The 13,636-nt window shown below is 70.4% G+C and carries 12 protein-coding genes; 6 read left to right on the top strand and 6 right to left on the bottom strand.

The features are described 5' to 3' along the window. Nucleotides 1–23: 23 nt before the first annotated feature. Nucleotides 24–1,616, top strand: coding sequence for a stealth family protein (locus H284_RS0111060; protein WP_018192749.1), 1,593 nt, complete (start codon nt 24–26; stop codon nt 1,614–1,616). Between the two features lie 194 nt (nt 1,617–1,810). Here H284_RS0111060 and H284_RS0111055 read toward each other — a convergent pair whose 3' ends face one another. Then, complete coding sequence (locus H284_RS0111055) at nt 1,811–2,734, bottom strand: phosphodiesterase (protein WP_020076274.1); 924 nt, start codon at nt 2,732–2,734, stop codon at nt 1,811–1,813. A 66-nt stretch (nt 2,735–2,800) separates the two neighbouring features. Further along, entirely contained in the window at nt 2,801–5,419 is a 2,619-nt protein-coding gene (locus tag H284_RS0111050; protein ID WP_020076273.1) for a glycosyl hydrolase 2 galactose-binding domain-containing protein, read from the bottom strand. Nucleotides 5,420–5,548: 129 nt separating this feature from the next. Here H284_RS0111050 and H284_RS0111045 point away from each other — a divergent pair, with 129 nt between their 5' ends. From H284_RS0111045 to H284_RS0111025, 5 genes are all read left to right on the top strand, one after another. After that, nucleotides 5,549–6,559, top strand: coding sequence for a Gfo/Idh/MocA family protein (locus H284_RS0111045; RefSeq protein WP_020076272.1), 1,011 nt, complete (start codon nt 5,549–5,551; stop codon nt 6,557–6,559). Between the two features lie 77 nt (nt 6,560–6,636). Then, entirely contained in the window at nt 6,637–7,677 is a 1,041-nt protein-coding gene (locus tag H284_RS0111040; protein WP_020076271.1) for a Gfo/Idh/MocA family protein, read from the top strand. Nucleotides 7,678–7,748: 71 nt separating this feature from the next. Next, nucleotides 7,749–7,997: a hypothetical protein gene (locus tag H284_RS0111035; RefSeq protein WP_020076270.1), complete on the top strand. Its 249-nt coding sequence runs from the start codon at nt 7,749–7,751 to the stop codon at nt 7,995–7,997. Nucleotides 7,998–8,099: 102 nt separating this feature from the next. Then, the gene (locus H284_RS0111030) at nt 8,100–8,795 is read left to right on the top strand and encodes a hypothetical protein (RefSeq protein ID WP_018192755.1); all 696 of its coding nucleotides are present in this window, start codon (nt 8,100–8,102) and stop codon (nt 8,793–8,795) included. A gap of 98 nt (nt 8,796–8,893) precedes the next feature. Next, nucleotides 8,894–9,916 (top strand): TolB family protein, encoded by a 1,023-nt coding sequence (locus tag H284_RS0111025; RefSeq protein WP_020076269.1) that lies wholly within the window; start codon nt 8,894–8,896, stop codon nt 9,914–9,916. A 242-nt stretch (nt 9,917–10,158) separates the two neighbouring features. Here H284_RS0111025 and H284_RS0111020 read toward each other — a convergent pair whose 3' ends face one another. From H284_RS0111020 to H284_RS0111005, 4 genes are all read right to left on the bottom strand, one after another. Beyond that, nucleotides 10,159–10,515 (bottom strand): hypothetical protein, encoded by a 357-nt coding sequence (locus H284_RS0111020; protein WP_020076268.1) that lies wholly within the window; start codon nt 10,513–10,515, stop codon nt 10,159–10,161. Beyond that, nucleotides 10,503–12,050 carry a signal peptidase I gene (lepB, locus tag H284_RS0111015; protein WP_020076267.1) on the bottom strand — a complete coding sequence of 516 codons (1,548 nt, stop codon included), beginning with the start codon at nt 12,048–12,050 and terminating at the stop codon, nt 10,503–10,505. The genes H284_RS0111020 and lepB overlap by 13 nt, the downstream gene beginning before the upstream one ends. 119 nt (nt 12,051–12,169) lie before the next feature. Further along, entirely contained in the window at nt 12,170–12,613 is a 444-nt protein-coding gene (locus H284_RS0111010) for a hypothetical protein (protein ID WP_020076266.1), read from the bottom strand. Nucleotides 12,614–12,680: 67 nt separating this feature from the next. Next, nucleotides 12,681–13,613 (bottom strand): L,D-transpeptidase, encoded by a 933-nt coding sequence (locus H284_RS0111005; protein ID WP_020076265.1) that lies wholly within the window; start codon nt 13,611–13,613, stop codon nt 12,681–12,683. Nucleotides 13,614–13,636 lie beyond the last annotated feature (23 nt).

Below are 13,636 nucleotides of genomic sequence, written 5' to 3'. Positions count from 1 at the left end.
GAGCGGCCTAGAGTAATGCGTGTATGGCTGAGCATCCTCCCGCATCCCTCTCCGACCAGCCCGAGCCCGTCGTCGTCACCCTCGACCCCGGTCCCGGCGCGCCCCGGTTCGCCCGCGACGACATCGTGCAGCGCAAGGGCCTCTTCACGCTGGTCTCCGGCCCCTTCACGCCGCGGGAGTCGATGATCGAAGACCTCCTCGCCGTGCGCGACGCGCTCGATGCGGCCGGTCTCGAGTACCTGCTCGTGCGCGACGACGACAACCGCCTGATCGTGGCGCTCGACCGCCGGCGCCGCAAGGAGGTCTCGGCGGTCCTCGCCGAAGCGTTCGCCGACGAGCCCTTCTACTCGCGCAGCATCGACCCCGAGAAGGACGAGCACGGCGACGACCTGCTCATCGCCGACGGCCGCCTTTCGCGCCGCAAGGCCGACATCCTGCGCCTGTACCGTCCGCGGCTCGAGCCCATCGGACGGCTGCGATATGGCGCCGACACCGCGTTCCAGCTCGAGTTCTGGCGGTTCGGCGACGACGAGATCACCGCACCGCGCGAGAACGCCCTCATGCGGCCGCGCCTGCCCCGCAGCGAAGCGGTCGAGGCCGAGGTGGAGCTGTACGGACGACGCTGGCGCACCCTCCAGCACATGTTCGACCCGCTGGCGAGCGACATCGCCTTCGACGTCGACATCGTGTTCTCGTGGGTCGACGGCTCCAGTGCGGAGTACCAGCGGCAGCGGGCCGCGCGGATGGCGGCGTACGTGGTCGGGGAGGGCGACGACAACGAGGCCCGCTTCCGGCAGATCGACGAGCTCAAGTACGCACTCCGCAGCGTCCACATGTTCGCGCCGTGGATCCGGAACATCTACATCGCGACCGACTCCCCGGTGCCGCCGTGGCTCGACCCGGAGCATCCGCGCATCCACATCATGCGGAGCGAGGACTTCTTCGCGGACACCTCCACACTGCCCACGCACAACTCGCACGCCGTCGAGAGCCAGCTGCACCACATCCCGGGCCTGTCGGAGCACTTCCTCTACAGCAACGACGACATGTTCATCGGCCGTCCGCTGTCGCCCGACGTGTTCTTCTCGCCCGGCGGGATCACCAAGTTCGTCGAGGCCGGGACGCGCATCGGGCTGGGCGAGACCGACCCGGCGCGCAGCGGATTCGAGAATGCGGCCCGCGTGAACCGCCGCCTGCTCTGGGAGCGATTCGGCGCCGTCACGACCCGCCATCTCGAGCACTGCGCGGCCCCGCTGCGCATCAGCGTGCTGCGGGAGATGGAGCGGGAGTTCGCGGAGGACTTCCGGCGCACCGCCGCGAGCCCGTTCCGCTCGGCGACCGACATCTCCGTCACGAACTCGCTCTACCACTACTACGCGCTGATGACCGGGCGCGCGGTGACGCAGACGCAGGCAAAGGTGCTCTACATCGAGACGACGCTGCGGCAGGCACCCGACATGATGCGTCGTCTCCTCAAGCGGCGCGATCAGGACATGTTCTGCCTCAACGACGGCTCGAAGCCCGAGATCAGCCCCGAGGAGCGGACGCGGATCGTGACCGACTTCCTCGAGCGCTACTTCCCGTTCGCGGCTCCCTGGGAGCGTCCCGGCACCTGACGCGCGCTCCCGCCGCCGCCCGGGGTGGCTACGATTTGCGCCAAATCTCGGTTATGGCGCGTCCATAACGACGATTTGGGCCAAATCTCCGCACGGTCGTGCTGACGGCGATTTGCGCCAAATCTCGGTTATGGCGCGTCCATAACGACGATTTGGCGCAAATCTCGGCCCGGACGGGCGGGGCGGGGCGAGGGTCAGGCGAGGACGCTGATGGGCTCGGTCGGGGTCTCGCGACGCGGCGCCGGAGGGATGCGGATGCCATCCTCGGCCAGGCGACGGGCCGACTCCTCCGCGTCCACGTAGTCGAGCGTCGGGTAGTGCCCGAGCGGCACCACCGAGTGGAGCACGGTGTTCGGATACACGTGCACCAGGTTGAAGGCGAGCGCCCCATCCCGGCCGCGCGTGCCTCCCACCGGCACGTTGAGGTCTTGCGTGTAGCAGCTCGCCGACGACACGGACACGGGGATGCCCGCGAAGGTCGCCGTCGACGAGTAATGCAGGTGCCCGGCCAGGATGCTGCGCACGTCGCTGCCCTCCAGCACCTCGCGCAGCTGCGACTGGTCGCGCAGCTCCACGGAGACGGCGAGGTCGAGCACGCTCGGGATGGGCGGGTGATGCATCGCGAGGATGGTGCCCTCCGGCGCCGGCATCGCCAGCTCGGCCGCCAGCCAGTCCAGCTGCGACTCGCTGACGTCGCCGTAGTGGTGTCCGGGCACGGTGGAGTCGAGGACGATGACGCGCAGTCCGCCGAGCCAGTACACGTCGTCGATCGGTGACGTATCGCCGAGCTCGTCGCGGAGGCCCTGCCGGAACGACGCACGATCGTCGTGGTTGCCCATCACCCAGATGACGCGCGCGCCCATCCGCTCGGCCGCCGGGTCGACGAGGGCGCGCAGCCGCGCGTAGGCGTCGGGTTGGCCGCGGTCGGCGAGATCGCCGGTGAAGACGATCGCCTCCGGCCTGCCACCGGACGCCTCGACCTCCGCGAGGAGGGCGCGGAGGTGCTGTTCGCTGTCGACGGTGCCGTAGAGCTGTTCGCCTCCCGCCAGCAGATGGGTGTCGCTGATGTGGAGGAGGAAGTGGTCCGGCCGCGGGTATTCCGCGATTCGCGTCTTCACGGGGCTATCACACCACCTACGTCTGAACGGATCGTGAACGCTCACGGTGTGCCGCCTGCATTCGTTTCATGTCAGATCCGCCGGTTCGGCGTTCCAGGCCTCGACGCGCACGGGCATTCCGGCGGTCGCAGCAAGCGTCCGCTCCTCCCCGGGGAGCAGCGGTCGGGGGTCGCCGCCGACGCTCAGAATGCCGGGCGCACCGACCGGCCGTGGGTCGACCAACCGCACGGTCAGGGCGGCATTCGGGCCGTCATTGCGGACGCGCACGGCTCCGGTCGCGTCACGAGCGACGGTCAGAACGGGTGCCGGCACGTCGAAGAGCGCGGCCCAGTCCGCAGTCACCGTGGCGAGCATCCGTTCGCGGTCGAGCTCGCGGCCGTCCGCATCCCGCCACTCCGCCTCCCACACGAAGACGTCGGGCAGGTCGGTGGTCGCGACCTCCAGCGTCCCGACGGGTTCGGGATGCCGCACAGCGCCCACGCGCACCTCACGCAAGGCGAGCACGCCGCCGTCGAGCCCGCGAGCCCGCAGCGTGAGCACGGACCCGGACGGTACAGGATCCTCCGCCCACAACCACGCCTCGACCGACGCGACCGCCTCGCCGCCCCACACAGCCCGCGTCACGCCGAGCGTCGCCCGCCGCCGCTCGTACGCGCGTGCGACCGCGAAGTACGCGGGTTTCGGGTCGCCCCGGAAGTCGACCGTCGCCGTGCACCACGCGTTCGGGTAGCTCTCGTTCAGCTGCCACGGCAGCACCATGCTGCAGCGCGGCGAGCGCCGCCGGTCCGCCTCGACCGCGTACTGCAGCCCCGTGGCTTGCAGCAGCTGGGATGCGCGGTTCAGCGTCTCGAGCGTGTCCGGCCGGCCGCCGAACAGCTCGACCACCTGGTCGGCGTTGTTCCACCACTCCCCGAGGTGCCGGTACACCGGGTTCGTCCGGTTCGCGGGCCAGCGATCCGCCTCGGGCACGAGCGCTTCGAGCGACCGCAGGTTCGTCATCCCCTCTACCCCGAACTCGGTGTGCGCGAGGCTCGTTCCGGCGTTGGCGAGCGTGTACTGGCCGACGAGGCCCTGGTGCTCCCAGGGCCCGTGGACGTCGTGCTGCCCGTCGGGGTTCGCCTCGATGCGGTCCAGCCGGTTATGGAACTCCGGACCCGTCGGCGAGGTCGGCAGCCACCCGCGGCCCGGATCGAGGCGCGCGACCGCGTCGGAGAGCGCGCCCAGCACGGGCGAACGATGGTCGGAGAGCGGCACCCCGCCGTCGTCGAGCTCGTTCCCGCCGCCCCAGAGCAGCAGCGACGGATGGTGCACCCGGGTCGGGATGAGCGCCTCGGCCTCCGTACGCATCAGCGCCACGAACCCCGGGTCGGCGCTCGGCGCGCTCTGCATCCCGGAACTCGACTGCGAGAACTCCTGCCAGACGAGCAGCCCGAGGCGGTCGCAGGTGGCGTAGAAATGGTCGGTCTCGATCAGCCCGCCGCCCCACACGCGCATCAGCCGGGCGCCGGACGCCGCCGCCAGACCGAGCATGTGCTCGACCGTGCCCTCGTCGATCGATCCGAACTGGGCGTCGGCGGGCGTCCAGTTCCAGCCGAGCAGCGGGACGGTCACACCGTTCACGACGGCCGTGTACGGGAGCGCGTCCGCCGGGGCGCCGGGATTCGGCACCAGCGCGGCGGTCCGGAAGCCGACCCGACGCTCGGTGCGGTCGGTCTCGCCCTCGTCGTCCGCGAGGACGGCCGTCACCGTGTACAGCGGCTGGGCGCCGACCGTATTCGGCCACCACAGCTCCGGGTTCGGGATGCGCAGCTCCGCCGAACCGTCGGCCGCCGGGACGCGCCGCTCGGCCACCGCCTGTCCGTCTCGCGCGACCGTGACCGTGACGCTGAGCCGCTCGTTGCCGCGCTCCGCCAGCGGCGCCTCCCACGCGACGGCGACGACTCCATCCCCGCCCCGGCCCATCCCGCCCAGGTGCGACATCTCGTGACCATTCGGCCCGGATTCGCGCACCGACTCACGACTCGACGGCTCGGCCACCGACGCGCGCACCGTCACGTCGCCGAGCAGCGCGCGCCCGATACGCAGGCGCGCGCTCTTCCAGACGCCCTGGTGGCGGAGTCGCGGCGAGAAGTCCCAGCCGTAGCCGAGGCGCGGTGTGTGAACGCGTACGCGCTCGGTCCGTCCGACCTGCGGCTCGGAGTCCGGCGCGGGATGCACGCGCAGGGCCAGCTTGTGCCGCCCGGCCGAGCGGAGGGATGCGTCCAGCGGCACCCGCAGGCGGTGGTACAGCCCGCGCACCGAGCCGATGCGCTCTCCGTCCCAGTAGACGTCGGCTCCCGGGTCCACGCCGTCGAACTCGAGCACCGCCACGCCGTTGGCCGCGTTCGCATCCAGCTCCACCGCCCGCCGGTACACCCACGAGCGCTCGGCCACCCACTCGGCCGCGCGGGAGTTGCGGCCGACGCGCGGATCGGGCAGTTCGCCCGCGCGGTGCAGGTCGTTGACGACCGCGCCCGGCACCCGTCCCGGCAGCCAGCCCGGCGCGGCCGCGATCGCCGCGGATGCCTCGGCCACGTTGTTCCCCGCCTCCGGCAGGGGCGCCCCGAGGTACCACTCGGCCGTATCGCCGAGGGCTTCGCGGATGGTCCAATCGTCGCCGTCGAGGGTGATCGTCGTTGAGCTCACCCCACGATCATGCCCAATCTGGGAACGATTCCAGAAATTTGCGCCAGGGACTATCGACTGCTCCCGAGCAGAAGGTACGCTTTCGTGGTTCGCGCGCATCGAATACCAGGCAAGGAGGCCTTGACAGGCATGTCCCACCCACTCGCTGTCGCAGCGATCGGCTTCTGGCACGTCCACGCAGGCGACTACGTGCGCAACGTCCAGCAGCATCCCGACACCACCCTCGTCGCCGTCTGGGACGACGACGAGCAGCGCGGCCGCGCGGCCGCAGACGAGTTCGGCGTGGAGTTCGTCGCCGACCTCGACGAGCTGCTCGCCCGCCCCGAACTCGACGCGGTGACCATCACCACGGCGACCGACCAGCACCGCGACGTCATCGGACGCGCCATCGCGGCCGGCAAGCACGTCTTCACCGAGAAGATCCTCGCCCCGACAGTCGCCGAAGCGGAAGAACTGGTCGACCTGGCCCGCGAGGCCGGCGTCGCACTCGTGGTGTCCCTCCCCCGGCTCTCCGACGACTACACCGTCGCCATCGAGCGCATCCTCGACGACGGCACCCTCGGCGAGCTGACCTACTCCCGCGTGCGCCTCGCGCACGACGGCTGGGTCGCCGGCTGGCTTCCGGAGCAGTTCGCCGACCCGGTGGCCGCGATCGGCGGCGCCCTCACCGACCTGGGATGCCACCCGGCGTACCTGACGCGGCTGTTCCACCGCGCCGAGCCGCTCACCATCTCGGCGGCCTACGGGCACGTCACCGACCGCGCGGTCGAGGACAACGCGGTCGTCACGGCCGAGTTCCCCGGCGGACGCATCGGCGTCTTCGAGGCGAGCGTCGTCACCACGCCGGGCGCGTTCACGATCGAACTGCGCGGCACCGCCGCGACGGTCATGTTCGGCTTCGGCGGCGAGCGCCTTCTCGCGAAGGGCGGCGCGTTCGGCGACGAATGGCAGGAGCTGCCCCTCCCGGAGCGGCGGCCCGGCGCGTTCGCGCAGTGGGTGCACCACATCCACGACGGCACGACCGCCGACGACAACCTGCGTCACGCCGTCGAGCTGACCCGCATGGTCGTCGCCGCCAACGAGTCCGCCGCCACCGGCCGTGCCGTCGCACTGACCGGACAGCCGGCGCCGGTCGCCTGACCCGCCGCAGCATCCCCACTCCCACCCCTCATTCCGTGCATCCGCACGCCCATCCACTTCTGCGAAGGAGCATCACCATGCCCAGCAACACCGTCCGTATCGGCCTCATCGGAGCCGGCGGCATCGCCGGAGCCCACGTCGCCGGCTACCTCCGCAACCCGGAGACCGTCACGTTCGCCGCCGTCGCCGACCCGGTCCGCGAGGCCGCCGAGCGCCGGGCCGGCGACAGCGGCGCCGAGGTCTACGCCGACTACGCGACCATGCTCGCCGAGGCCGACATCGACGCCGTCGACATCTGCCTGCCCCACCACCTGCACAAGGATGCGATCGTCGCCGCCGCCCGCGCAGGCAAGCACATCCTGTGCGAGAAGCCGCTCTGCCTGACCCCGGAGGAGGCCGCCGAGGTGGATGCCGCGGTCGCCGAAGCCGGCGTCACCCTGATGTGCGCGCACAACCAGCTGTTCCTCCCGGCCGTCGCCACGGCCAAAGAGCTCATCGACTCCGGCGTGCTCGGCCGGGTCTACGAGGTGCGCACCACCGACAGCTTCTACAACGACTTCGACCCGTCGAACATGGGATGGCGGGCCCACGCATCCACGAGCGGCGGCGGCGAGCTGATCGACACCGGCTACCACCCGACGTACCTCTTGCTGCACCTCGCGGGCGGCTCACCGGTCGAGGTGACCGCGATGCTCGCCACACACCGTCTCTCGTTCATGGAGGGCGAGGACTCCGCGCAGGTGCTGGTCCGCTTCGACAACGGCGTGATCGGCAGCCTCGTCACCAGCTGGGCCTACCAGCCGGCGGACGGCACGGAGAAGTTCTCCGTGGTCGGCGAACTGGGCAGCCTCACCAGCGACGGCACATCCCTCAGCTATCGGCTGCGCGGCGAGTCCGAGCCGACGGCGCTCGAGCTTGCGCCGGTGCACGAGTTCCAGGAGGAAGTGGGCCACTTCGCGCGCAGCATCCTCGACGGCACGCGCCCCCTCCACACGCAGAAGGAGGGGATCGAGGTGCTCGGCATCATCCTCGCCGCCTACGAATCGGCGCAGAACAGGACGATCGCGCCGGTCCGCTCGGTGCGCGAGCTGGTGACCGCCTCCGCGCCCGAGAGCTGAGTTCGCAGAAAATTCACCCTGGGGTGAATTCAGGTATATCCAGCGGGTCGGGCGCGGAGTTACAGTTCAGCATGAGCATGCAGCGGACGGGGGCCCGCAACCGGTCACTGGAGCCCCATCGTCAAGATGATTTCGTCGCCGTCCCGTACCTGCGACAGGGCCAGCTGATCTCCCTGATCCGGTGGTCACTCGTGTCCGGCGAGTGGAAGTACACCACGATCCTCGCGGAGTACCTCCATCGCGACGAAGGGTCGTGGTACCTCGTCATCAACGGCAGCCGCGCCAAGCTCGACCGCTCCGAGTGGGCGATCTTCAACTGACGGTCCGACCTCTCCGCCGAAGGCTCTCTCGGCGGAGAGGTCGCGGCACCGCCCCGCGCCGCCTCCCGCTCCACCGCGCGCCCCGGCGGTACTGTTCCCCGTGTGACCCAGACCGAGAAGCGGGAGCGGTCGGCCCAGCCGGAGCATCGCTGGCCCGCCGTGATCGCCACGCTCGTCGCCCTGGCGGCGTACGCGTTCCTCCCCAGCGTCGTCCCCCTGCTGGAGCGCTACGCCGTCGTCGGAGTGTGCGTACTCATGGTCGTCGCGCTCGTTCTCTACAACCCGCACCGGCTCACCCGGGAGTCGCGGTGGTCGCGCCGGGCCGAGATCGCCCTCTCGATCTTCATCCTCCTGGCGAACCAGATCGCGTTCGCGGAGACGGTGGTCCGGCTGCTCAACAAGCACGGCAACGGGTACGAGCTGCTGCTCGCGTCGCTGCAGGTGTGGCTGACCAACGTGATCGCCTTCGCGCTGGTGTTCTGGGTGCTCGACCGCGGTGGCCCGGTCGCCCGCGCGACCGTTCCGCGGCCTCGACTGGCCCTGGCGGACTTCCGTTTCCCGCAGGACGAGGATCACGACGCCGTCGACGAAGTGGCGCGCGGATCCAGCAAGCAGGCGGACTGGGTGCCGAACTACATCGACTACTTCTACTTCTCGCTGTCGAACTCGATGGCGTTCAGCCCGACCGACACCATGCCGCTGACCCACCGCGCGAAGCTGCTCATGTCGCTGGAGTCGTTCGCCGGCTTCGCGCTCCTCGCCCTCGTGATCGCGCGCGCCGTCTCGCTGATCGGCTGAGCGGTGGGCGACCCCTCCTGTGGATGTCGTCCTCCTGCGTAATCACCCGCTCCTTCCCGAGTCCTTATTAACGAGCGCTCAAGCGGAGGAGACCGTCGATGAACAAGGCCACCAGACGTCGCGTCGCGCGGGCTGTCGCCACAGCGGCAGCCATCGCCGCGGTGCTCGGCGGAGCGAGTGGATGCGCGGGAGCCTCACCAGCGCCCGCCGCCTCGACCTCGGCTCCCGCATCCACCGGCGCGTCGGTGTGGAAGCTGCCCTCAGGCCCGCGGATCGTGTTCCGGAACACCGCGCCCGGGCCGGACTCCGGGCTCGTCGCCTCCGTTCCCCTCTCGTCCCCGCAGTCGAAGCGGACCGTCTCCGACCTCGCCTGTGAGCGCGTGTACGCGACCCGCAAGGCGCTGTCGTGCATGAGCAAGAGTGGGACGAACCCGATCGGCTACCGCGAGACGCTGTACAACGCGGACGGGGTGGAGACACGGTTCTGGCCGCTGCCCGGCGCCCCGAGCCGGACGCGCCTGTCGCCCGACTCCAAGCTGGCCGCCTGGACCTCCTTCGTCGACGGCGAATCGTATGAGGGCGTGAAGTTCTCGACCCAGACCATCATCACGGCGCTGTACGGCACGTACTACGGGCCGCTCGACGCGTTCACCTTCCTCATCGATGCCAAGCCCTACACCGCCGTCGACCTCAACTATTGGGGAGTGACGTTCACCGACGACGGCAACACGTTCTACGCGACCGCGGCGTCGGCCGGCCGTACCTGGCTGGTCAAGGGCAACCTCCGCGGGCGCGCGCTGGTGGCCCTCCACGAGGGCGCCGAATGTCCGTCACTGTCGCCCGACGGCACCCGCGTCGCCTACAAGAAGAACCTCGGGACGACGGATGCGCCGCGGTGGACCCTCGCGGTGCTCGACCTCGCGTCGGAGAAGGAGACTGTGCTCCCGCTCGAGGGGAACGTCGATGACCAGACCGAGTGGTTGGACGACCGGACGCTGCTGTTCGGCCTACCCGCTGCGGGGAAGGACGGGGACTTCAACGTCTACTCGGCGCCGGCGGATGGTTCGGCCGCGGAGACGCTGCTGATCGAGCACGCGTGGTCGCCGTCGGTGGTGCGCTGAGCGCAGCGGACGCCGGGTGCGGCCCGAGGGCTGCCGGCAGTGGACCGCGAGCTGCCGGCTGCTGGTGGCACGGCTGCCGGTCGCACGGCTGCCGGTCTCGCGGCTGCCGGTTGCCGGTCGCGGGGCTGCCGGCTGCTGGTCTCGCGGCTGCCGGTCGCCGGGCTGGCGGCTGCCGGTCTCGCGGCTGCCGGTCGCCGGTCTCGCGGCTGCCGGTCGCCGGCCGCCAGCCGCGGGGCTGTCGATCACACGGCGGAGTGCAGGAAGACGGCGACGGCGACGTTCAGCGACAGTAGGGCGAGCAGCAGGATGTTGAGGTAGCCGATCACGACGGCCGTCTGCGCGACGGCCCGGCCCCGTCCTCCATCGTGCTGGAGGGTGCGGGTGATCTTGTGAGCGAGCGGGATGGCGACGATGGGGAGCAGGAAGGCCAGGATCAGCGCGACGACGGCGACCGGGTGGACCCGTCGGGGCACGACCGTGGGTAGCGCGTAGTCCGCGACGTACTCGGACGCCGTGTGGGGGGCGGGCACTCCGACCGCGGACTCATCGAGTCCGTCGACCTCGTCGTCGCTCAGTGGGCGAGCTTTCAGATGGGACATGTCTGGTTCGGAACGGACGCGAAAGTCTCTCGCGCCGACGAGATCGGCGCGAGTTGGTTGAGGGGCCAGAGTTTGAGTGCTGCCTGGCCGACCACATCCACGATGGGGACGAACCCCTTGGTGGGTAGGTCTTGCGTGTGGCTGGAGTCGCGGGAGTTGTAGCGGTTGTCTCCGAGGACCCAGAGCTCCCCTGCAGGAACGGTGACGTCGAACTCGGCGGACGCCGGCTGTCCTTCGGGGATGATGGCGTAGGGCTCGTAGAGCTCGACGCCGTTCACTGTGACCCGACCGTTCGTGCTGCAGCAGGTAACCGTGTCGCCGGGGATGCCGATCACGCGCTTCACGAGGTAGTCGCCGGTGCCGGACGCCGCTGCGCCCGCCGCGCTCGCACTCGCAGAGGGGGAGCCGTCGAGCCAGCCGCCGGGATCGCTGAAGACGATGACGTCGCCTCTGCTGATGGGTGCTGCGCCGTACGCGAGCTTGTTCACCAGGATGCGGTCGTCGGTGTGGAGGGTGTTCTCCATCGAGACGGAGGGCACGGTGAAGGGGGTGACGATGATGTTCTGGACGAGGATGGTCACCGCGAACGCGACCACGACGAGGAGGGTGCCGAGGATCACCCGGCGTCGGGTGCGGCGGCGGCGCAGCATCGCCCTCCGCGGGTGCCTGCTGTCGGCCAAGCGCCCCCGTCGACCGCGGGTCTTGGGGACGAGCGCGACGTGGCGGGACCGCCGCGCGTGCCTCTGGTGCTCGGAGTCGTCGAGCGCGACGGGGCTGCTCGCCGAGACGGGAGGGGCGAACGCCTGCGTCTCCGCCGTGGGCATCGGCGGGACCGTGACATCGGGCGCCGCCTGCGCGGGCACTGCCTGCGCGGGGGCTGCCGCGTGTCGGATGGCGCGGCGGGAGGTGGGCCGCGGTTCAGCGACCCGGGGATCCTCGCTCGGCTGCCGGGTGGCGGCCGGTGCCGGGGCGGGCGTCGCGGGTGCCGCAGGAACGGAGGGCGCGGCTGGAGCAACGGAGATATGGGCGGCTGCGGGCGCAGCGGCGGGCAGCGGTGCGCCCTCCGGGGGCAGCGGCGCGGCGCCGGGCGTCTGGACCTGCGCGTCGGCGTGACGCGGATCGTGAGGCGCCGGAGCGGCCGTGCGGCTCTGCGGCGGTGCGAGTGAGACGTGGTCGGTGATCGATGCGGGTACGAAGCTGGTCTGGATGGTGCCGAAGTCGTCGTCTTCTTCGCGGAAGGAGCGCTTGTCCCACCAGACGACGCCGAGTTGCTGGTTGCGGCCGTGGAAGTCGCCTCCGGCTTCCATCACGGCGAGGTCGATGACGCCGTACGGTCCGGCGTCGATGACGGTGCGGTCGGACTCGGTGATACTCGCGGCCGTCCAGGCAGCCGGGCCTTTCGGTGCCGTGGTCGTGTCTTGCTGCTCACGCCAGGAGAGCGCGTCGGGGACGACGCTGGAGCGGTTCGCCGGCGGTACGTACGAGGAGCGTCGCTGCTTCGACCTCCTCGACGGGATGCGAGGCATCACGGTCATCTCGCCTCCCTTTCTGAACGCTGGTGAGACACGGGTTCACTCACTTAGACGGAGCCGGCGGCGCTCCATGACGCGGAATGCGAAGATTCCGATCATGTGAGCGCCGCCGTTGTGGTCCCTTACTTCTTGGGGACGACGGCGCCGAGGACGCAGGACACGGAGTCCGCGTTGGCGGGGAGGGTGGCGGTGGTGGTCCACTCCTTCTTGTCGCCGGCGGCGCCCTTGACGGTGGTGACCCCGCGCCCGTAGACGGACGAGTTCTTGGAGTTCACCCAGCTGACCGACACGACGACGTCGCCTTTGGTGTCCTTGGGCATGGTGACCGTGCCCTTGGCGGTGACGCTGGAGCCGGTCGTCTCGCAGCTGTCCATCTTCGTGGCGGAGATGACGCCGGTGCCGGTCGGGATGGTCGGCAGCGGCGTGGAGCCGCCTGCCGCTGCCTGGTTGCCACCTGCGCTGGTCGACGACGGCGACGTGCTCGGGGTGCCGGTGCAGCCCGCGAGTCCGGCGACGGCGAGGGCGGCCGCGGCGATCGGGAGGATGAGGTTTCTTCTCTTCGTCATGGTGTGATCCTTTGCTTCACGGAACGGTTGTTCAGGGTGCTGGGTTGGGCCCCGGGAGAGCGGACTCTCAGGGGACGATCGTGACGCTCGTGCCGAGGGGCAGAGCGTTGACGGCCGTGACGGCCTCGTCGGACAGACGGATGCATCCGTGCGAGATGCTGCCGCTGTGGGAGGGGAAGTAGTGCATGCCGATAAGTCCTCCGTCCTCGCCCTGGAACGGTTCGTCCTGAGCGGACGCGTGCAGGGATGTCAACTGAATCGGGTAGGTCGCCTGGCCCTGTTGGGGGTCGAGGTAACGCTCTTGCAGGTAGCCGGTCACTCCTGTGGGGGTCGGGGTTCCCGGCGCTCCGACGGCGACGTCGAACGTCTTCTCGACCGTGCCGGAGAAGTCCTCGATGCGCAGCTTCTGCTCGCCCGTCGACACGACCACGCGGCGGTCGAGCGTCGTGGTCCGGTCGAGGGCGTCGGTCCGCACCCATCCGGCCGTCTGTGCCGGCGCTGCGCCGTTCGACTGGGACGGCAGCTTCTGTCGGGCGGGTGTCATGACGAGCGTCCACGCGCCGTCGGAGCGCACGGGGACGATCACGGTCGGCCGTCCGGTGAAGTTCATGAACGCGAAGCGGGCGACTGCGACGTGTTCGTCGTTGTAGATGGGCGTGTCCGTCGCGATGGTGTAGACGTCGTGCGACACGGGGGGCACGTCGGAGCTCGCGTACGGGAGGAGTCCGGGGATGACCGCGTCGTACCGGGCTTCGGGGAGTGCCGCGACCTGGTCGGCGGTCAGCGCCGTGTGGTCGCCGGCGCGCACCGCCACCCCGCCGTCCTGCGTCGAGGAGCCGGAAGCGCGGTCGGCGCCTTTCTGCTGCGGTTGCGCGACGACGGTCGCCACGGCCCCGGCCGCGAGGACGACCGCCGTCGCCCCGAGGACGACGGCCATGACCAGCCGGCGCCGGTGTCGGCGCCGGCGGTCACGCCGCGGGTGTTCGGGCAGCTCGGTCATCCCATCCCTCCCTCCGAGGACGG

The sequence above is a fragment of the Cryocola sp. 340MFSha3.1 genome, assembly GCF_000383315.1.
Taxonomy (GTDB): domain Bacteria; phylum Actinomycetota; class Actinomycetes; order Actinomycetales; family Microbacteriaceae; genus Leifsonia.
The sequence above is the reverse complement of the archived record's forward strand: the minus strand, read 5'-3'. Positions and strand labels throughout refer to the sequence as shown.